Origin of the sequence: Mucilaginibacter sp. CAU 1740 (assembly GCF_039839285.1) — a bacterium.
In the GTDB taxonomy this organism is placed as follows: domain Bacteria; phylum Bacteroidota; class Bacteroidia; order Sphingobacteriales; family Sphingobacteriaceae; genus Mucilaginibacter.
The window spans coordinates 212,733-233,460 of sequence record NZ_JBDOQS010000006.1; the positions used below are offsets into that span (position 1 = coordinate 212,733).

20 protein-coding genes are annotated in these 20,728 nt (G+C 42.1%); 13 read left to right on the forward strand and 7 right to left on the reverse strand.

What is annotated here, in order from left to right:
• Nucleotides 1-62 precede the first annotated feature (62 nt).
• Nucleotides 63-962: a sugar transferase gene (locus AAFN85_RS15115; protein ID WP_347528330.1), complete on the forward strand. Its 900-nt coding sequence runs from the start codon at nt 63-65 to the stop codon at nt 960-962.
• A 112-nt stretch (nt 963-1,074) separates the two neighbouring features.
• Here AAFN85_RS15115 and AAFN85_RS15120 read toward each other — a convergent pair whose 3' ends face one another.
• Nucleotides 1,075-1,821: a methyltransferase domain-containing protein gene (locus AAFN85_RS15120; RefSeq protein WP_347528331.1), complete on the reverse strand. Its 747-nt coding sequence runs from the start codon at nt 1,819-1,821 to the stop codon at nt 1,075-1,077.
• A gap of 161 nt (nt 1,822-1,982) precedes the next feature.
• On the opposite strand from AAFN85_RS15120, the gene AAFN85_RS15125 reads away from it, so the two are divergent.
• Both AAFN85_RS15125 and AAFN85_RS15130 read left to right on the forward strand, forming a co-directional pair.
• Entirely contained in the window at nt 1,983-2,840 is an 858-nt protein-coding gene (locus tag AAFN85_RS15125) for a helix-turn-helix domain-containing protein (RefSeq protein WP_347528332.1), read from the forward strand.
• A 296-nt stretch (nt 2,841-3,136) separates the two neighbouring features.
• Entirely contained in the window at nt 3,137-3,931 is a 795-nt protein-coding gene (locus AAFN85_RS15130) for an alpha/beta hydrolase (RefSeq protein WP_347528334.1), read from the forward strand.
• A 221-nt stretch (nt 3,932-4,152) separates the two neighbouring features.
• On the opposite strand, the gene AAFN85_RS15135 is transcribed toward AAFN85_RS15130, so the two are convergent.
• On the reverse strand, nt 4,153-4,776 hold the full coding sequence (locus AAFN85_RS15135) for a polysaccharide deacetylase family protein (protein ID WP_347528335.1): 624 nt from the start codon (nt 4,774-4,776) through the stop codon (nt 4,153-4,155).
• Nucleotides 4,777-4,878: 102 nt separating this feature from the next.
• Between AAFN85_RS15135 and AAFN85_RS15140 the strand changes: the two genes are divergently transcribed.
• The 5 genes from AAFN85_RS15140 (at nt 4,879) to AAFN85_RS15160 (ending at nt 9,791) form a co-directional block, all read left to right on the forward strand.
• Nucleotides 4,879-6,261 carry a TolC family protein gene (locus tag AAFN85_RS15140; protein ID WP_347528336.1) on the forward strand — a complete coding sequence of 461 codons (1,383 nt, stop codon included), beginning with the start codon at nt 4,879-4,881 and terminating at the stop codon, nt 6,259-6,261.
• A gap of 39 nt (nt 6,262-6,300) precedes the next feature.
• Nucleotides 6,301-7,638, forward strand: a complete 1,338-nt coding sequence (locus tag AAFN85_RS15145) for an efflux RND transporter periplasmic adaptor subunit (RefSeq protein WP_347528338.1) — start codon at nt 6,301-6,303, stop codon at nt 7,636-7,638.
• Between the two features lie 423 nt (nt 7,639-8,061).
• Nucleotides 8,062-9,069, forward strand: a complete 1,008-nt coding sequence (locus AAFN85_RS15150; protein ID WP_347528339.1) for an NAD(P)H-dependent glycerol-3-phosphate dehydrogenase — start codon at nt 8,062-8,064, stop codon at nt 9,067-9,069.
• A 31-nt stretch (nt 9,070-9,100) separates the two neighbouring features.
• Nucleotides 9,101-9,412, forward strand: a complete 312-nt coding sequence (locus AAFN85_RS15155) for a hypothetical protein (protein ID WP_347528341.1) — start codon at nt 9,101-9,103, stop codon at nt 9,410-9,412.
• Between the two features lie 52 nt (nt 9,413-9,464).
• Nucleotides 9,465-9,791: a hypothetical protein gene (locus tag AAFN85_RS15160; RefSeq protein ID WP_347528342.1), complete on the forward strand. Its 327-nt coding sequence runs from the start codon at nt 9,465-9,467 to the stop codon at nt 9,789-9,791.
• A 210-nt stretch (nt 9,792-10,001) separates the two neighbouring features.
• Here the strand turns inward: AAFN85_RS15160 and AAFN85_RS15165 are convergent, their stop codons facing one another.
• The 4 genes from AAFN85_RS15165 to AAFN85_RS15180 form a co-directional block, all read right to left on the reverse strand.
• A complete protein-coding gene (locus AAFN85_RS15165; RefSeq protein ID WP_347528344.1) occupies nt 10,002-11,834 on the reverse strand; it encodes a DEAD/DEAH box helicase in 1,833 nt (610 codons plus the stop codon).
• 204 nt (nt 11,835-12,038) lie between these two features.
• The gene (locus AAFN85_RS15170) at nt 12,039-12,680 is read right to left on the reverse strand and encodes a response regulator transcription factor (protein ID WP_347528346.1); all 642 of its coding nucleotides are present in this window, start codon (nt 12,678-12,680) and stop codon (nt 12,039-12,041) included.
• On the reverse strand, nt 12,667-14,601 hold the full coding sequence (locus AAFN85_RS15175) for a 7TM-DISM domain-containing protein (RefSeq protein ID WP_347528348.1): 1,935 nt from the start codon (nt 14,599-14,601) through the stop codon (nt 12,667-12,669). Before AAFN85_RS15175 ends, AAFN85_RS15170 begins: the two co-directional genes overlap by 14 nt.
• A gap of 135 nt (nt 14,602-14,736) precedes the next feature.
• On the reverse strand, nt 14,737-15,204 hold the full coding sequence (locus tag AAFN85_RS15180) for a DUF4293 domain-containing protein (protein WP_347528349.1): 468 nt from the start codon (nt 15,202-15,204) through the stop codon (nt 14,737-14,739).
• A 129-nt stretch (nt 15,205-15,333) separates the two neighbouring features.
• Between AAFN85_RS15180 and AAFN85_RS15185 the strand changes: the two genes are divergently transcribed.
• The 3 genes from AAFN85_RS15185 to AAFN85_RS15195 all read left to right on the forward strand — a co-directional run bounded on the left by AAFN85_RS15185 (nt 15,334) and on the right by AAFN85_RS15195 (nt 18,645).
• Nucleotides 15,334-15,855: a DUF892 family protein gene (locus AAFN85_RS15185; protein ID WP_347528350.1), complete on the forward strand. Its 522-nt coding sequence runs from the start codon at nt 15,334-15,336 to the stop codon at nt 15,853-15,855.
• A 54-nt stretch (nt 15,856-15,909) separates the two neighbouring features.
• Nucleotides 15,910-16,707 carry a tRNA pseudouridine(38-40) synthase TruA gene (gene truA, locus AAFN85_RS15190; RefSeq protein WP_347528352.1) on the forward strand — a complete coding sequence of 266 codons (798 nt, stop codon included), beginning with the start codon at nt 15,910-15,912 and terminating at the stop codon, nt 16,705-16,707.
• A 186-nt stretch (nt 16,708-16,893) separates the two neighbouring features.
• Nucleotides 16,894-18,645, forward strand: coding sequence for an ABC transporter ATP-binding protein (locus AAFN85_RS15195; RefSeq protein WP_347528587.1), 1,752 nt, complete (start codon nt 16,894-16,896; stop codon nt 18,643-18,645).
• A 71-nt stretch (nt 18,646-18,716) separates the two neighbouring features.
• Here the strand turns inward: AAFN85_RS15195 and AAFN85_RS15200 are convergent, their stop codons facing one another.
• Nucleotides 18,717-18,920, reverse strand: coding sequence for a hypothetical protein (locus AAFN85_RS15200; RefSeq protein WP_347528353.1), 204 nt, complete (start codon nt 18,918-18,920; stop codon nt 18,717-18,719).
• A gap of 484 nt (nt 18,921-19,404) precedes the next feature.
• On the opposite strand from AAFN85_RS15200, the gene AAFN85_RS15205 reads away from it, so the two are divergent.
• Together AAFN85_RS15205 and AAFN85_RS15210 are read left to right on the forward strand one after the other, a co-directional pair.
• Nucleotides 19,405-20,283, forward strand: a complete 879-nt coding sequence (locus AAFN85_RS15205) for a permease-like cell division protein FtsX (RefSeq protein ID WP_347528355.1) — start codon at nt 19,405-19,407, stop codon at nt 20,281-20,283.
• Nucleotides 20,284-20,373: 90 nt separating this feature from the next.
• Nucleotides 20,374-20,661 (forward strand): DUF3098 domain-containing protein, encoded by a 288-nt coding sequence (locus AAFN85_RS15210; protein WP_347528356.1) that lies wholly within the window; start codon nt 20,374-20,376, stop codon nt 20,659-20,661.
• Nucleotides 20,662-20,728 lie beyond the last annotated feature (67 nt).

Here is a 20,728-nt window from a genome sequence, read left to right on the forward strand (position 1 = left end):
GAGTAGATGCGTGTTTGTGCGTTTAAAAGGCCCGCCCATATTGATCTGCCTCAAATTACAACATGCAAAACCTTGCCCCGATAGCCCTTTTTGTTTATAACCGGCCCGATCATACCCGCCGCACTATCAGCTACCTGCAACAAAACCTGCTGGCCGACGAAACCCGGCTCTACATTTTTTGCGATGCTGCCAAAACTGATGCTGACAAGACTAAAGTGGATGAGGTGAGGCAACTTGTAAAAGATGTAACAGGCTTTAAATCGGTAAAAGTTATAGTCCGCGAACATAACCTCGGCCTGGCCGAATCTGTTATCAGCGGGGTTACCCAGCTGGTTTATGAATATGGCAAGGTGATTGTTTTTGAAGATGACCTGCTATCGTCGCCTTATACATTACAATATTTTAATGATGCCCTGAACAGGTATGCCAACGAAGAGCAGGTAATGCACATTGGTGCTTACATGTACAACCTGCACGATAAATCCCTGCCTGAAACTTTTTTTTACCGCGCGGCCACCAGCTGGGGCTGGGCAACCTGGGCACGTGCATGGCGTAATTTTGAGCCAAACGTTGATAAACTGATAGAACAATTTGATACGCTGAAAATAGCCCAATTTTCCATAGAAGGTAAAATGAATTTCTGGAAACAGATCCAACAGTTTAAGGCCGGTAAAAATAATTCCTGGGCTATCCGTTGGTATGCCTCTATCTTTTTAAAAGATGGTTTGACACTGAATCCTTCGCAATCGCTCATTCAAAATATAGGGCACGATGGCACGGGGGTACACTCAAACAACGAGGATATTTACCAGGTACAAATGACCCGCAAGCCGGTGAAACAATTTCCGGATATAATTGAGGAGGATGAGCAGGCTTATAAGGCTATTAAACATTTCCTGGCTAACAGGAAGGGGAGTTTAATGCAGCGGGTAGTGAGGTTTGTGAAGCAGAAAATGGGATAACCGTCCCAATATGTTATTGCGAGCGTAGCGCGGCAATCGCACGGAAGCATAGCCGCTCTGTACGGCATGCGATTGCTTCGTGCATCAGCAATGACATATGTATGTGCGTCGCCTACTTCTGCGCCGTAACCACAATATAAGGCGATAAAGCCTTTGATTCAACAGGAACTATCTTGGTAAACACTTTCCCTGCTACCCAAACCAGTTTCGTAATCGCTTTAGCCAGCGCAGGTTTATTGGCCTTATCCTCCAGCCAAACCGAAAACTTACCGTAATAATAAGCTTCTACTTTTTTTAACCCAAGCTCTTTGCAGTAGTTGGCCAGCAATGCCGGATCCATGCTGTTAATGTTGTGCTTTTCGTAATTATTCAAATCGTAATTGCGTTGCACCCAGCCGTTAACACCCGTAAAGTTTGGCAGCGTGATGAACAGCGTACCGCCCGGTTTTAAAAACGAAAGGTGTTTTTCGATAATGCCTTTGGTGTCGTTAAAATGCTCTATCAATCCGCAGGATAGTACCAGATCATATTGCGTGTCCGGCTCGTATTTGAACAGGTCGCCTTCTATTACGGCAATGTCATCACCGCCAAGTTGGTTCGCGTCCAATACCTCTTTAAGTACTTTGGAGTGTACATAAAAATCAAACAAGGTAGTTTTAAGTCCGAAATACTTTTTCAAAAAAATAGCGAAATAGCCCGGAAAGCCCCCTAACTCAATAGCCGATGTTGGTTTACTGCTATCAATAACGCTTTTTAACAGCTTATGAAATGTATAATTAGCAGGCACATTGAATGCCAGATCTTTTTTTGATTCCCAGTAACCGGCCCAAAATGCTTTGTCGGTGAGTTCGTTGCTCATGGTTGCAAAGGAAAGATAATTCGGCAATAGTTCAAAGTAACACTTATAGCCGATTAACGTTTAAAAAATAGCAGAGAGTGCAAAGTTTTAAAAATGTAAAAAGCCCATATCCACTCTTCAAAGCTCACCAATCTGCCCTATCTTTATCAACAAAAAAATTAATGAAGCTAATTGTTTCCGATCATAAAACCGGCGGCGATCTGTTACTGATCAGCAGAGAAGAGAATTTCGACCGCTTTTTTTATACCCGCGATAAAGCAAAAAAATATTTCACTATAGCCTGGAATACCGGCGAGAAGCAGATCATCAATATAGATGGCACCGATCATGAGTTTAATGCAAATACCTTGCTGCCCCTTATGTTCGACCAAACATTTACGTTTGAAAGGCCTACAGATATCATAGCCTGGCAGTTTAACCGGGAATACTATTGCATAGTTGACCACGATACTGAAGTAAGCTGCGTTGGTTTTCTGTTCGGTATGGGCGATCTGTTGTTTATCCCCCTGGATGATCCTAACCAATCAAAGCTTAAGGTACTGCTCGATATTTTTACCCTCGAACTGAATACTAAAGACAATATCCAGAACGATATGTTGATCATGCTGCTAAAGCGGCTCATCATCATGGTAACGCAGCTGGCCCGGGTAAAATATATCCCAGTGGAAAATAACCAGGATCAGAAACTGGATATTTTCCGGAAGTTTAACCTGCTGGTGGAAATGAATTTCAGGGAGGAGCATTCGGTTAGTTTTTATGCCGAAATGATGAACAAATCGCCTAAAACACTATCGAATATATTTTCACTGTATAACGATAAAACCCCGCAGCAAGTAATTCAGACAAGGATAATTGTTGAGGCGAGGCGCTTGTTAAGCTACACCAGCAAATCCGTTAAGCAAATTACCTACGAACTTGGTTTTGAAGATCCTGCCTATTTCTGCAATTTTTTTAAACGCCATACCAAGCAATCCCCTGCAGATTTTAGAAGTGGGAAAGCGCAGCCGGTGGCGGCGTAAACAAATAAAAAATGTTATCGAGTAAAAGCGGGGGAATGTGCGATTCCCTCCCTTGGGAGGGTGTAGGGAGGGGTTTCATCGCCCAGTATATTCATAGCATGGTGCACAAACCCCTCCCTGCCATCGCACAAACCTACCGCACCCCTCCCAAGGGAGGGAATTAAAGAATCTCCCGCCTTTCTAACCTCTCCGGGAAAAAATTACAATCTTTCGGGAAGCCGCGACATTTCCTACCTGCAGCATTTGGGGCACTTTTGTATTGTTAAATCAAACACAACATTTAAAACAAAAACAATATGAAAACTCCATCATTAAAAAACAGAATCAAAGCAGGCTTAGCAAGCTTAATATTAACCTTCGCAGTAGTTTTAGGTTTCAGTTCATTAGCACAGGCACAAGCCGTTAAAAATGTAGTATTAGTTCACGGTGCTTTTGCCGATGGTTCGGGCTACAAAGCTTTATATAATCAACTTACCGCAAAAGGATATAATGTTACCGTAGTTCAAAACCCGCTATCATCGTTAGAAGATGATGTTAAAGCCGTAACCGTAGCTTTAGATAAACAAGATGGTCCAACAGTATTAGTTGGCCACTCATGGGGCGGTACAGTAATTACCGAAGCCGGTAACCACCCAAAAGTAACAGCACTGGTTTATATCGCTGCCCTCCAACCCGATAAAGGTGAAACATCTGTGCAATGGTTACAATCAGCCCCTCCCGCTCCCGAAAACGGTGTTTTATCACCAGATGATAAAGGCATAGTTTACTATGATAAAGCTAAATTCCACGCGGGTTTTTGTGCCGATATCAGCAAAGAAGATGCTGATTTTATGTACGCTTCACAAGGCGCATTCTACGCCAAAGGTTTTGGTACTCCACTTACTAATGCAGCCTGGAAAACCAAACCATCTTACGGTATAGTTGCTACCGAAGATAAAAGCATCAACCCTGATATTGAACGCGCAATGTACAAACGTTCAAATACCGCGATAACTGAAATTAAAGGAAGTCACGTAGTATTTATATCACAACCAAAACTTGTTGCCGCTGTAATCATCAAAGCTGCCGAAAATGCTTCGGTGAAAAAATAATCTGCAATAAGAAAGTAACTCCCGCAACGTCATTGCGAGGCACGAAGCAATCCCCGATCAGCAGGTACGCCCTGTAGATCGGGGATTACTTCGTTTTTGCCTATATAAATAATAAACAAGGGTGTCATGCTTAGCATGTCGAAGCATGGTGGGTAAGGCCTTTACGCGCGACCCTTCGACAAGCTCAGGGTGACCGGCCAACCCGCAAAATGATATATCTTTCAAGGGGTTAGGGAGCTAAACTTATACCCCTCCTTACTCCAAACGTCTAAAGCCCTTGGTAAAACATACTCCAATCGTTCAAAAGCTTTTAGGCTATCATGAAATACCACCATCGATCCTGCTTCGGTATATTTGAGTACACCTTTAAGGCATGCTTCCGGTTCAAGGTTTATATCAAAATCGCCGCTCAGTACATCCCACATAAAAATTTTTAAACCCGGTTTAGCTTCTTTTAAAGCTTTGATCTGCGCCCGTTTAATGCGGCCATAGGGTGGGCGGAACAGTGTGGTATCCAGTAATTCGTCTGCCTGTAGAAAATTATCCAGATAGGTTTGCGCTTCAGTTTTCCAGCCTTTTAGGTGATTAAAAGTGTGGTTGCCTATGGCATGGCCTCCGGCCTTTACGGCTTCAAAAATATCGGGATGCTTGCGTACATTGTCGCCGATGCAAAAAAAGGTGGCTTTGGCATTATATTGTTTTAAAATATTTAATACAGCCGGTGTAACAATTGGTATAGGGCCGTCGTCAAAAGTGAGATAAATACAAGGGGTAGTTTGGTTTACATCCCAAATCAGTTCGGGATAAAGCTTTTTCAGCAATCGCGGAGTTTTAACCAAATACATACGGATCAAGACAGTTGTGTTTTATTCCCGATTAACAACATTTAACAAAGATAAACACTGCAATGTAATGAACAGTTGCTTAACATTGTATAGAAAAACCTTATGAAACTAAAACTACTATCAGTAAAGGCAACGCTCATTTGCACCATTATAATTGCAATGACAGGCTTTAACGCCGGTGCGCAGGAAGTTATTGGGCTACAAAAAGCTGTTGATCTGGCGCTTGACCGTAACCTCACCATTAAACAAGCCCAGTTTACCGCGGCGCTTACCGAGGAAGACGTTAAACAATCAAAATACAATCAGTTACCCAATTTAGGTGTTAGTCCGCAGTCGTCATTTAATTTTGGCCGTAATATCGACCCCTCAACCAACCAGTTCAGCAACCAGCGCATTTTGGCGGTTAACGGTAATTTTAACTCGCAGGTAACCTTGTTTCAGGGTGGCCAGTTGCGCAATACCATCATCCAAAACAAAATTTTGCTTGATGCCGATAGAACCAATGTTGCCAAAGTAAAAAACGACTTAATACTGAACGTGGTTACAACTTACCTGCTGGTATTAACCAACCAAGATCTGGTTACTGCCGCCCAGCAACAAATTGATATTTCGAAAATAGCATTAGACCGCGCTCAGAAAAACTTTGATGTAGGGAATCAAACCCTTGCCGATCTTTCGCAGGCCAAAGCGCAGTTATCAACAAATGATCTGAATTATACTAACGCCGAAAACCAGCTGGAGCAATCATTGCTAACGCTGAAACAATATATGGAAATGGATCCGGGCTCCAACATTAAGGTTGAACGGCCTGATATCAGTAAACTGAATAATGTTAAGGTTATTTATGATGCCCAGGAAGTTGTAAAAACAGCTACGGCGGTAAATCCGGACGTGTTATTGGCCGAGCAGCGCCAAAAAGCCGCTGCCCAGGGTATTAAAATAGCGCAGGGCGGTTATTTTCCTTCGGTTGTGTTGTTTGGTGCGGCAGGTTCTTATTTTTCGGATGCTAAGAATACACCTTTTATCGATCAATCAACCGGTAATGTTGCTTACAAGAGCAATCCGTTTTTCAGGCAGTTGGGTGATAACTTTAATCAAACATTAGGGTTAAGTTTACAGATCCCGATCTTTAACCGTTTTACAACCCGTACAGCGGTGCGTAAAGCTAAAATACAAAACCAAAATGCAGAGGTTACAGCACAGCTGGCCCGTAACAATTTAAGCAAGATCATTTACCAGGCGGTATGGGATCTGCAGGCTGCGGATAAACGTTATCAATCGGCCATGCAAACCTATCAGGCTAATAAGGATGCTTTCAATACCATATCACAACGTTATACGGTAGGCTTGGTTAACTCGCTGGATTATAACACATCGCAAACTAACCTCAACAAATCACAATTTGATATGATTGAGGCGCAGTACCAGGTTATTTTCAGGAGTAAGGTAATTGATTATTATCTCGGCAATCCTATAACCCTCTAATTAAAAACTAAAACATAAAATATTCAACAATTCACCGTCATGGGAAAAACTACTAAATATATTCTGATAAGCCTTGGGTTACTGGTCGTCCTGCTGATCGCCGCCAAAGTATCCGGTTTAATTGGTAAGCCCGCTTTAACGCAGGTAGCCGTAGAAAAAGCTGAAACGCGCGAAATTAATGAAACGGTATCGGCAAGTGGCAAGATCAAGCCGCATGTTGAGGTTAAGATCAGTCCGGAAGTATCTGGTGAGGTGGTTGAATTGCCTATTAAAGAAGGTGACGTGGTTAAAAAAGGCCAGTTGCTTTGTAAAATCAGGCCTGATATTTTGCAATCTGGTTATGATCGTGCGGTGGCATCCTACAATACTCAAAAAGCAAGCGTAGGCAATACAAACCAAATGGTAAAACAAGCTGAGGCTACTTATAATAATCAAATTGGTATCTACAAACGCAGTAAAGAGCTTTATGACAAAAAGGTACTTACCGTATCTGAATTTGAAAACGCTAAGGCCAGCTATGAAAATGCCAAAGCCGCGTTAGAAGCCGCCAAGCAAAATGTGGTTGGTTCGCAATTTGGTTTAGCTCAATCGCAGGCATCAGTTAAAGAAGCACAGGATAACCTGGCTAAAACTACTATCTACTCTCCGGTTGATGGTGTGGTATCTAAACTATCTATCCAAAAAGGTGAGCGTGTGTTAGGCACCCAACAATTTGCCGGTACCGAGATCATGACTATATCCGATCTGAGCAAAATGGATGTGAATGTGGATGTGAACGAAAACGATATCAACAGGATCTCGTTAGGCGATTCATCAAAAATTGAGATCGACGCGTTTTTAGGTAAGAAATTTACAGGTGTGGTTACTGAAATAGGTAGCTCGGCCAACGTAGTAGGTACCTCTGCCGATCAGGTGACCAACTTTACCGTTAAAGTAAGGATCAACGCTGATTCGTATGCTGCTTTGTTAAAAAAGACAGCCGATAACCCATCGCCATTCCGTCCGGGTTTAACAGCTACTGTTGATATCAGCACCAATTCGGCTAAGGCTTTATCGGTTCCAATACAATCAGTAACTACCCGCGAGGAGAAAAAGCAGAATGATGGTCCACCAAAAGCGGATGACGATGATAAAAGCAAACCGCAGATAAGCCCTGTTGCCAAAGAGTACGTATTTGTTTTAAATGCGGGCAAGCTGAAACAGGTACAGGTAACTACCGGTATTCAGGATGATTCGTATATCCGGATACTATCTGGATTAAAAGGTGGTGAAGAAGTAGTTTCCGGCCCTTTCTCTGCAATTTCCAAAACATTAAGCGATGGACAGATGGTGGAGAAGGTTGATAAATCGAAGCTGTTTAATGCTGAGAATAAATAGATGTGCGGATTTTAGATGTGCGGATATGCAGATTTCAAATGTGCAAATGATATAGCAAACATAAATGCCCGGCGAAGCCGGGCATTTATGTTTATAGCCGCCCACTGCCGCGGGTTTAGCGCAGCGTAACCCGTGGTGTGAAATAATTTAAGTTTCTAACGTAAATTCCATTACCCGGAAGTTATAAACTTCCACGGTTTTAAACCATAGTTAGATGGTAAAATAAGAATGTCATTGCGAGGTACGAAGCAATCGCGAACTGCACAGGGTGGCTATGCTTCCGTGCGATTGCTTCGTGCCTCGCAATGACGTGGGTGGATTCTTGCTTCCTGCATCTAAAAGTCTTGCCACCAATCTGCATAATATTTCATTAATTTGCTTAGCCGATGAAAACCATACGGCCATATTGCTATTATCAAGTTAATGGATAAAAGAATAAATAAGATCACAGTTGTAGGTGGGGGAAGCTGGGCTACGGCCAATATCAAAATGCTGATAGATAATACCAGCCCTAAGGAGATATTTTGGTGGATGCGCAATGCCGAGGCTGTTGATCACGTGCGTAAGTTTGCCCATAACCCGCACTACTTAAGTTCGGTAGAGATCAAATTGCCCGAACAAAATATATCGACCGAACTGAAGCCGCTTATTGAAGCTGCCGATACCATATTACTAAACGTACCTGCCGCCTTTTTAAAAGACGCGCTGAAAGACATCACCCCTTCCGATTTAAAAGGTAAAAAGATAGTATCAGCCATTAAAGGCATCGTGCCCGACGAAAACCTGATCATTGCCGAATTTCTGCATCAAAAATACGATATATCGTTTTCCGACTTTATGGTGATTAGCGGGCCATGCCATGCAGAAGAGGTGGCGCTCGAAAAGTTATCGTATTTAACAATAGCTTCGGGAGATACAGAACTCGCCGCTAATTTTGCGGGGATGATCAATACCCGTTATATCAAGACTATCATATCTGATGATATTTATGGTACAGAGTACGGCGCAGTGTTAAAGAACGTGTATGCCATAGCCAGCGGTATTTGCCATGGCGTAGGCTATGGCGACAATTTCCAGGCGGTGTTGATATCAAATGCCATCCGTGAGCTGGAGCGTTTTGTGGCCGCTGTGCACCCTATAGATAGGGATATCAAGGAATCGGCCTATCTTGGTGATTTGCTGGTTACAGCCTATTCGCAGTTTAGCCGTAACCGTACTTTTGGTAATATGATAGGGAAGGGCTACACTGTTACCTCGGCACAATTGGAAATGAATATGGTTGCCGAGGGCTATTATGCAGTAAATTGCCTACATGAGGTTAATAAGCAATATGGGGTGAGCATCCCTATTTGCGAGGCCGTTTATGCTATTTTATATCAAAAACGCTCGCCGGTGATTGAAATGAGAAATTTGGCCGAAAAATTGAGTTGATTTATATAAAACATCTTAATTTCCGTCACTTATGAAAAAGCTTTTTAAAATAGCCCTGTTTGCTGCCGCTACTTTCGCGGTTGCCCCGGCATTTGCCCAAACACATAAAGATTCAACCCTTGGTGGTAAGATCAGCAAAACCACTAAAAAAATCGGTCATAAAACATCCGAAATTGCAGCCAAAGGCGCGGCAACGGTAGCCGATAAAAAATACGCCGGTAAGGTTGGCCCTAACGGCGAAACTATTTACATCGATAAATATTCGCACTATTTTTATGTAAACAAGAAAGGTCATCGCGTTTATGTAAAAGAATCTGAACTGGTTAATAAGCCGGCTCAATAATTAAAATATAACCAGGCCGTAAGGCCTGGTTTAAAATCCTGATCTGTTATATATGAAAAAGTTTGTTCCGATACTCGCTGCCAGCGCAGCCCTGTTATTGCTTTATGCCTGTTCATCTGCTCCCGCGCCTGCCGAAAATAAAAAGCTGGAAGGCAGTTGGAAATCAAAAGATGGCGCAACCAAACTATCTATTACAGCAAAGGATTTTATTTTAGATGATGGCCAGGCCAGTAAGGAAGATTACTTTGTAAAAGGTGATACCATTTATACTTCGTACGAAGGATCTCGCCCATTCACTAAGTTTGCCATAAAGGAGCTAACTGATAGTAAACTTACGCTTTGCTATCCGGATTCGGATGTAGTTGAATTTAACCGATAGTTTGAGCTGAAAGCGGAACGCTTAAGGCAGAAGGCTAAATAGTGGGCCGCAACCCAGACCATATTAAACAACAAAAGCCTTCGTTCTCCGTGTGCAGCGGTACTAAAGGCTTTGTTAACAAAACTAAACTAAAACTAATGCTTCTTACTAAAGGAAGCTCATGAAAACCACCACATGCTTTGCACATGGTGGTTTTTTTATGCTGGATTATTAAAATCTCCTTCTGCGCTCAGGGCGATCTTCGCGGCGTTTGCCTGAAAAGTCGCGGAAACCACCGCCACTGTTTTCGCGGCGTTCGTTGCCACGGTAGCCACCACCTTCACGGCGTTCGCCGCCACGGTAGCCGCCGCCTTCTCTGCGTTCGCCACCACGGTAACCACCTTCACGGCGTTCGCCACCGCTACGGTTATCGCTGGTGCCCTCGCCAGATATTTCTATCCTTACAGGGCGACCTTTGTGTTCGGCTTCTTTAAAGCTGGCCATCACTTTATCAACGTCCTCGTTCTGAACCTCAAAGAATGAATAAACACCTTTAACGTCGATCTTACCTACAGTACGACCGCTGATTTTGGTAGTGTTACAGATGTAACCTAACAAATCGCCACGGTTAAACTCGTCAACCGAACCAAGGTTGATGAACAGGCGAGTAAAGTTACCACGCACTCCATTACCGCGTTCGCCACGATCTTCAAACCTGTTACGGCCTTCTTCAACGCTGGCGTTAAGGTCTGGTGCGTTTTTATAGTAATCAAGGAAACGGTTAAACTCGATAGATGCAAAGCGTTTAATGAAATCCTCTTTGGTAAAGTCTTTAAACTCGTCGTATATACGTGGCAGGTATTGCTCAATCTGCTCTTCGTTTACAGTTACGTTATGTACTTTGTGAACGATAGAGAACAATTGTTTTTCGCAAACATCAAAACCGGTTGGAATTTCAGCTTTAACGAATTTTTTACCAATAACACGCTCAATCTGGCGGATCTTGCCTAATTCTTTAGCGTTAACGATAGAGATCGATACACCTGTTTTACCTGCACGGGCTGTACGGCCGCTACGGTGGGTGTAGTTTTCAATTTCGTCAGGCAATGAATAGTTAATAACGTGTGTTACGTCGTTAACGTCGATACCACGGGCGGCAACGTCAGTAGCAATTAACAATTGCAGGCTGCGCTCACGGTAGCGTTTCATTACTTTATCGCGTTGTTGCTGCGAAAGGTCGCCGTGTAATGAATCGGCATTGTAGCCGTCTTTAATCAGCGATTCAGCAATTTCCTGTGTTTCAATTTTGGTACGGCAAAATACGATACCAAAAATATCAGGGTTAAAATCAACAATACGTTTAAACGCGGCATATTTGTCACGTGCACGTACTATATAGTACTCATGCTCGATATTGGCATTGCCTGTGTTTTTTGCGCCCATAGTAAGCTCAAACGGATCGGTCATGTATTTTTTAGCGATCCGCCTAACTTCTGCAGGCATGGTGGCCGAGAATAGCCAGGTTTTTTTCTCTTCGGGTGTGGTAGATAAGATACTATCAATGTCTTCCTGAAAGCCCATGTTGAGCATTTCATCAGCCTCGTCCAATACTACATACTTCACAGCCGAAAAATCAATAGCCTTACGGTTAATGATATCAAGCATACGCCCTGGTGTAGCAACTACAATCTGTACACCGCGTTTAATCTGGCGTAACTGATCCATAATACTTGCTCCGCCATAAACAGCAACAACGTGTACGTTGCTCATTTTTTTGGAGTAGTTCTTAATGTCGTTCGCGATCTGTAAACAAAGTTCGCGTGTGGGGCATAAAACAAGTGCCTGTGGGTGATTTTCTTCGAAATCAAGCAGTTCTAAAAGTGGCAGGCCAAAGGCAGCAGTTTTTCCGGTCCCGGTTTGGGCTAATCCGACAAAATCGTTGCTGCCTGTTAACAATACCGGGATTGACTGCTCCTGGATTGGTGTAGGATTTTCAAATCCTAACTCAGAGATGGCATTAACAATATCATGACGGATTCCCAGTTCAATAAATGGGTTGTTCATGAATTAAAATAACGAATTTGGCAACATCGCCAAATCGGGCGCAAAGATAGTGGTTATTGTTTTAATAAACAATAGGTTTGCCTAAAATAGTTTATAGCTGGCGTATCTATTGTGATATTGGTTTTAATTTGCTGAAAAAAAGCGACTTAATTTTGATTTTTGTAATGCGATGGCAGGTTTTAGTAAATATTGTTATAAAAAATATCAGCTTGCTATCTGGTTATTAAGCGCGAAAACTATCAATTCGGTAATGTTTTTTACTTCCAGCTTACGGAAAATATTTTTACGATGAGTTTCTACGGTAAGTGTGCTCAGAAATAGCTTCGCCGCAATTTCTTTAGTTGTAAGCCCGTCTTTTATCAGTTGGATCAGTTCTACCTCGCGCCTGGTGAGCTTATATTTCTTGATCAGGTCATCATTATAAGGCTGCTTGAATAGTAAAGGCTTGCTATTATGAAAGTAAGTATTGCCTGCTATTACGGTATTTATTACGCTGATCAGCTCATCGGTAGTTGATGCCTTTGGGATATAGCCATGTCCGTATTGCATGCATTGTTTAATAATGGAGCTTTCCTCATACATGGATATGAAGATGATCTTGATAACCGGAAAATCTTTCCTGATTTGCATGGCGGCTTCAATGCCATTCATGTGGGGCATCAGTACATCCATCAATATCAGATCGGGCTTTTTCGTGTTGAGCAGCTGCAGTAGTTGCTTGCCATTAAGTGCTTTATCAATGATGCGCATGTGGGGCACCCGCGCCAATGATTGCTCCACCCCGAATGAAAAGGTTGGATGATCTTCGGCTATGATGATACTTATGGGCGTTTCAGTTGGCGTCATTGATATGGTTGTTATTTAAAACCGGAATAGTTATAATAAACGTCGATCCTTTTTTACTACTGTCGATGTGCATTTCGCCATTTAAAAATTCTACACGTTTGGCAATGTTGCGAAGGCCTATCCCGCTTTTATTGGTTACTGTATTCATGCCGATGCCGTTATCTTCAATAATGATTTGGATATAGGTATCGAGCAAAGCCAGTTGCACCGAAGCCTCGCTGGCATCCGAGTGTTTAATGATATTGGTTATTAATTCATTAACTATCCGGTAAATGATCATGGCCGTGGTATGATCGACCGTGGCTTCATCGCCCTCAATAACCAGCTGAAATTTTATCTTACCATTGTAATTTAGCTCATCTACACGGTTTTGTAATGAAAAAAATAGGCCGTCGTTAATAAAATCGTGCGGAAGCAGATCGTGTGAGATAGAGCGCACATCTTCGGTTATTTTGGAGATGAGTTCCATGGTACGCTCGTAGTCGGCGGCTTCCTGTTGGTCGCGTGTTTTTAATGGATTGTTGCTTAGGTGCAGTTTTAACGTGCTCAGGGTGGCGCCAACGTCGTCATGTAGGTCGCGGGCTATGCGTTCGCGTTCGCTTTCCTGTACCTTGATAATTTCGGTGGCCCAACTATTGCGCAAGCTTACGGTTTCATTAAGTGCTTTGATGCTACTATTCTTTTCGTCTTTATATTTAAAAACAAAAATTACGGTAAGCGCCAGGATCTCGAAAGTGAAAGCTACTGTGATGTTACCCGGCGAGATAAAAAACAATTGGCCAACCTGCAGGGTGTTCAATATAAAATCGAGAAAGGCCAATAGCAGGAATATAGTAGATATAGAATAGAGAATGGTATAATAATGCCGCCTGATAATACCCGAAATAATGTTTGCTACAAGCAATACCAACCCTGCAAATGAAAAGTAGTAAGCAGTTCTGCGACCAACAGACACAAATACGTTATCGAAGGGGAGTGCAAAGGAGTTGAATAGCACTATGGTTAGCACAGCTAAAGCAATAATTTTATATATGCTGAATAGTTTATAAAATACCGGAAATTCCTGCTTTTGGTTAACAAACAGCTGGAAAATATGGAAGCTAAAGTAAACAGGTAAAAGCAGGAACATTGATTTGGGAAGGCATACCCATAAGTGGTAAAGCCAATCAGGAAAGGTAAATGAATCGAACAAAAACTCGTTTAAATTAAAACCTATCAAGGACATTACGTAGGCCGCATGCCACAGATGTATGCGGTTTTTCAAGGCCAGCCAAAGCAGTATATTGAATACCAATGCGAACATGAAGTAGCCAATATACCTGCCAATTAGAAAAGTATAATGAGTTTCCCATTCAAGGAAGTCATCAACAGTAGTAATATCTGTAGGGAAATAGATATTATCGGCATTGATGGTTTGAGCTTTTACTAACAGTAATTTCGATTCTTGCGGTTGCAGGTCCACCCGGAATGATATGCTCCGAACAGGATAGGGGCGGTTACTCAGCGGCTCCATACTTGATGAACTGCCATAGTAAGTAGTTGAACCGGTATTTTTATCGGCCTCGTAAAGTGTAAACGTGATGTTGTTATTATAAAAACTCCACAATACAGGCAGGCGGACGGTGGTATCGTTTTTTACGTAGATGGCCAGCCAATAAGCACTTTTAGTAAATCCTTTATTGAATGCGCCATCAGAAATGGTTTTATGAAATTTTCCGGCTTTAAGGCTATCAAGCACAGCCGATAGAGGGAGTTTACCGTCCTTGTTTTCAAACCATGTATAATATCTGCTCAGCTCATCATTAACCGGGCCTTTTACAAACAGGGTATCCATTTGATGCGCTGAAACCATGGAACCCCATGGTGCCATCCACAACAAAATAAAAAGCAGGAATTGCGCACGAATTAAAAGCCTGTTCATCAGATAAGTTCACCAGTAAATGTAGCGGTTTATGCTTTTACTGTAATACCTGTTAACAGGTAATTATAAACTATCTTGAAAAATAGCTTTAAGACCCTGCTTTTTCAGTGTTTTATGATAAGTAAATCGGAGTTCTTACCTCAACCTGTCGGCCGAACGTACCAGTTTTTCATCTTTCTGGATACTTTTTTGAGCCAGGATTATAAGCACAATACTTAACGATGTAAGGAACAGACCAATGCCCATGGTGCGGGTATCAAGCGTGATGCTGCCTGCCGCGCCTTTAACGGTTTGTGCCATCCAAAAGCTGTAGCCAATAAGCACCAGGATAGCGCTGTAGCAAAGCGCTATTTGTTGTTTACGGTTTTTATATAAAAAGATGATAACTAACGGAACAAGGGCAACAATTGCAGTAACAACTGTAAGCGCCAAAAACGATTCGGTGTGTTGTTGTACGCCATTTACATCCTGGTAAATACCGGTAACCATAATGCTTGATGCCTTATCATTAATATAAACGTTATGGGCAAGCGGAAAAAAGAAAAGGGCGAACAGCACCAGGCTGGCGAATAAAAGGTAAATGCTTTGAATGCGTTGCAGCATGATGTTAAAAATTATAAAGGCAAATATAAATGTTTTACTTATTGAAGAAGCACTAATTTAATAGCGATATGGCTTGCTTTAAATGATAATTATTTAATGTACATTTATTGGTATTTAAATTGTTGTTACATGACCCCTATTAATCAACAAAACCCCGAAGATGTTAAGTTTGAAGATGCCCATTTAAAAAAGATCTTCCTCGAACACCTGAACAGTATCTATTTTGGCAAACAGCACCTGATCGAATTTTTTGAAGAGATAAAAGGACTTGCATCCCTGATCTATTTAAAAGAAGCTATCCAGGAATGTTATGAAGCAACCCAAAAACAACTCACCCAGCTCGAGTCGATTTATAATACCATCAACAAAACGCCATCAAAAACAACGGTACTTGGCATTAAAGCCATGACGCTTGAAGCTTATATATCGGCCATTAAATCAGGGAAAACAGCTATGGAACGCGATGTGTTCATTGTATTTTATGTACAGATAATAGAAGGTATCGAGATAACTTACTTTGATGTTTTGCGAAACCTGGCGAAGTCCATTGGCTATAGCAGTACCTTTATTAATAAGCCTTTCAACCTGGCAGTTAAAAATAAACTGGCATTCGAGGCAATTTATAAAGCCTACATAGCCGAGCCTGCATAAATACTATGACCAAATAATGAATACCCGTACCCGGCATATTATTAACTTTGCCGCGTGAGCCATCAACGTTATTTTATTGAACTTGCATACAACGGTACCAATTACCACGGCTGGCAGGTACAACAAAACGCCGTAAGCGTACAGGAACTTTTAAACAAAGCCCTAAGCACCATACTTCGACAACCCATAGAAACAACCGGCTGCGGCCGTACCGATACAGGCGTACACGCCAAAGAGTTTTTCGCCCACTTCGATGTCAAATTCGCCGAAGGCGAAACCAATCCGATCGAAGGCACCCCCTTTAGGGGGCGGGGGGGGCTAAACGCCCTGCTACCCCATGATATCGCTATAAAAAATGTAATCCCTGTACATGCCGACGCGCATGCGCGTTTCGATGCTACAGCTCGCTCTTACCAATATCATATCCATTTTAATAAAGATGCTTTTTTGCATGGTTTTTCATGGCAGCTACGCGATGAACCCGATCTGGAATTGATGAACCAGGCGGCAGCTATTATGATGGAATACATTGATTTTAGTTGTTTCAGCAAATCAAGCACCCAGGTAAAAACCAATAACTGCAAAATTACCCGCGCCGAATGGGTGAAGACAGAGCAGGGTATTGTATTTCATATTACTGCCGATAGATTTTTACGCAACATGGTGCGGGCCATAGTAGGCACATTGATGATGGTGGGCAAAGGAGAAATGAAACCCGAAGGTATCCGCGATGTGATAGAAAGCAAAAACAGATCGAACGCGGGCACCAGTGTTCCGGCCTGCGGCTTGTATTTAACGGAGGTGAAATATCCGTACCCATTAGCCCCTAACCCCCTGAAGGGGGAACAATAGTAGAGAGGACTTTGGGATTTATAATTATATTTTAACTTTGATACAGTGGCTAAAGATAAAAAAGATACTAAGCAGGAAACCGCCGCTTCGGGCACCGAAGCGAAAGCCCAACAGGCAGCACCCCCTTCAGGGGGCGGGGGGGGCGTAACCGGTAAGGCTTTAGATTGGAAACTACTTGGCCGGGTAATGCACTATGTTAAGCCTTACAACAAAACATTTGTAATAGCTACATTCCTCACCATTTTTATAGCTGCTAACGCTTTATTACAACCAATCTTAATTCAGCGTACGCTGGATGTTAATATTTTGAACGACGATTATAACGGCTTGGTTTTTATGGTTGAGCTGATGATCGGTCAGCTGATCATTCAAACCATAGCACAGTACTACCAAACTTATTTAACCAACGCATTGGGCCAGTATGTGATCCGCGATTTGCGGATTGATATTTTTAACCATATTACCAGTCTGCGGTTAAAATATTTTGACCGTACTCCTATCGGGATGCTCATTACCCGTACGGTATCCGATCTGGAAACCATTGCCGATATATTTTCGGAAGGCCTGATCTCTATTATGGGCGATATGCTGCTGGTAGTTGCTGTTATTGGCTACATGCTTTGGCAGGATTGGAAGCTGGCGTTGATAACCCTTATCCCGATGCCTTTCCTTTTTGCATCAACCTATGTATTTAAAGAAGCCATCAAATCATCTTTTCAGGAGGTGCGTACACAAGTAGCCCGACTTAATACTTTCCTCGCCGAGCATATCTCGGGTATGAGCGTGATCCAGATCTTCGCCCGTGAAGACCAGGAGATGCGCAAGTTTAAAGAGGTGAACGAAAAATACCGCGACGCCAACATCCGCTCCAACTGGTATTACTCCATATTTTTTCCGGTGGTAGAAATCTTATTTGCCGTTTGCATGGGGCTGCTGGTATGGTACGGGTGTAAACGAATGCTTTCGGATAGCCAGATGATCGCTATTTCTTCATCGGGCAAGGGCATCACTCCCGGCCTGATCACGAGCTTTATTGTGTTGCTCAACATGCTGTTCAGGCCTATCCGCCAACTGGCCGATAAATTCAATACCCTGCAAATGGGTATGGTAGGTGCCGATCGTATTTTTAAAGTTCTTGACACCGATGAGGTAGCTGAAAATAAAGGCACACTCACCACAGGCAGACTACAAGGCGATATCAACTTCGATAAAGTTTGGTTTGCCTATAACGACGAGAACTGGGTGTTGAAAAACATCAGCTTCCACATCAAACCCGGCGAAACGCTGGCCCTGGTAGGGGCAACTGGCGCCGGCAAATCGTCAACCATAAATATCCTTAACCGTTTTTATGAGATTGGTAAAGGATGTGTTAAAGTTGATGGGCATGACATTCACGATTATGATGTGAACTACCTGCGCTCACAAATTGCTACTGTAATACAGGATGTGTTTTTGTTTAGCGATACCATAGCCAACAATATCAGCCTGAATAATCAATCCATCACCCGTGAACAAATCATCGCGGCAGCCAAAGATGTTGGTGCCCATGATTTTATTGAACGCCTTCCAGGCGGATATGATTACAATGTAATGGAACGCGGTTCAACGCTTTCGGCAGGGCAATCGCAATTGATCTCCTTTATCCGGGCGCTGGTTTATAACCCTGCTATTTTGGTATTGGATGAGGCTACATCATCGGTAGATACCGAAACTGAGATTTTAATTCAAAATGCTATCAATAAACTAATGCAGGGGCGTACCGCGATAGTTATAGCCCACCGCCTATCAACCATTCAAAACGCCGATAGGATCATTGTACTTGACCATGGCGAGATCATGGAAATGGGCACCCACCAGGAACTGCTTAAAATTGAGAACGGGCATTACCGCAAATTGTATGATCTGCAGTTTAATTCGGCAGGGATAGTTAAGTCGTAAGTTCTAAGTCTTGAGTCATAAGTTCTAAGGGCGTTATCCAACATCCCAACTTACGACTCAATACTTAGAACTTATGATTTAGGAGCGCTTTTCACCGAATGCACAGGTTGTTCCTCTTTCTCGTGCTTTTTAGCAATATCGCCGCCATGCGGGCTATCAGCATGATATTGTTTATCCTCTTTACGCACTTTGCTTTTATGTCCATCATCTACCGGCCTTTCAGTCGGGGTATCTGACGGTGATGGTTTATCTTTTTCGTTTGCTGGCTTTGTCATAATAGTTTATAACAGTAGCAATAGCGCTTTGTTTAAGTTCAGCACTTCAGATTTATATCAGAATTGGATGGTTAATTTGTCTGAATCAGAATTTACCGGATTGTCTGAACTCGAATTTTAAGCAATTATAAGAATGTATAGAATTTGCTTAGTATTCTGATCATTCCTTGAATTTCATAAAATTCGAGTTCAGAAAAAAAAGCATCATGCCTATCAAATCTTAAAAATCAAGGTTCAGAAAAATCGGTGTAATCAAAAAATAATCGGTGTAATCCCAGAAATAAAACTCAACGTTGGGTGTTAATAATTGTTAAAAATGTTAAATCTGTTTAGCTAAAGGGTTATTAAACAATATTTATAAGTAATAAACTTTTACCTTTATGGTGGGTTTCTTATTTTCGCACAAATATGATGTTGATTGAGGTGAGGGAACATACTGTGTTCTCGGGTCTGAAATCTAACATCCCACATCTAAAAAGGCTAAATGGAAGAATTTGAAGCAAGTGCCTCGTCAAAAAAAACCAAAACCATATACATTTCAACTGTATTTGGTATTGCCATGGTATTGTTAATGGTGGGCTTACTGGGCCTTATTTTGGTTTATGCTAAAAATATATCGAGCTACGTAAAAGAAAATATCGTGCTCAATATTTTTGTTGATGATGCCGCTCACGAAAGTGATGTACTGCAACTTCAAAAACAGCTGGACGGCAATGTAATGGTGAAGCAAACCCAATACGTAAGTAAAGAGCTCGCTGCCCGTAACCTGCAAAAAGACCTCGGCGAAGATTTTGTGAAGTTTTTGGGCTATAATCCGCTATCGCAATCGGTAGATATTTACCTGAAAGCCGACTATGCCAATAACAAGGATATCGAAAAGTTTAAAGCCGAGCTGCTGAAAAACCCGCTGATAAAAGAGGTAAAATACCAACAATCGCTGGTTGACCAGATGAACCAGAACGTAACTACCATCAGTTTGATCATCCTTACGTTCGCTGGTATTTTCGTGGTACTTTCGGTAGCATTGATCAATAATACCATCAGGCTGGCTATTTATTCGCAACGCTTCCTGATCAAATCAATGCAGTTGGTTGGCGCTACAAAAGGTTTTATCCGCAAACCGTTTTTACTGTACGGTTTATGGCATGGCTTATTAGGGGGATTGATCGCTATTATCCTGTTGATAGGCACCTTATACGTGGCGTACGACAACGTGCCCGAACTTGTGTTTTTACAAAACCCATACGAGTTTGGCGTTGTATTTTTAGGAGTGGTTGGCCTGGGTATTTTTATTTCAGGTTTCAGTACCTTCCTGGCGGTTAACAAGTTTTTACGTTTAAAAATATACGATTTATATAGATAGCGGTTAAAGGTGAAAGGTTAAAACTAAAAGGAACACTTCGCTCCAAAATCACTAATTCAATAACTCACTAAATCACTAATTAAAAAAGATATGGCACAGAAATTTAAGCCAACAGCTACTATAAAAACTACCGCCAGCGCGCCTGCGGCAGCTGCAACAAAAGCGCCTGTAGCGTCACAGCCGGTACAGTTTATTTTTGATAAAAGCAATTACCGCTTCCTGATCATCAGCGTTGCTATTGTTGCTTTCGGTTTCGTATTAATGTCGGGCACAACTGATATTTACAGCACCACCAAAATAGTTATTGCTCCTGTTGTAGTATTGGCCGGCTTTGCTTTGGGCTTTTACGCTATACTTAAAAAACCTTCGGCTAATTAATATAAATAACAAATTGAGTGCGCTTTGTAGGGAGATAATCCTGAACGAAGTTTACCCCACCTCAACC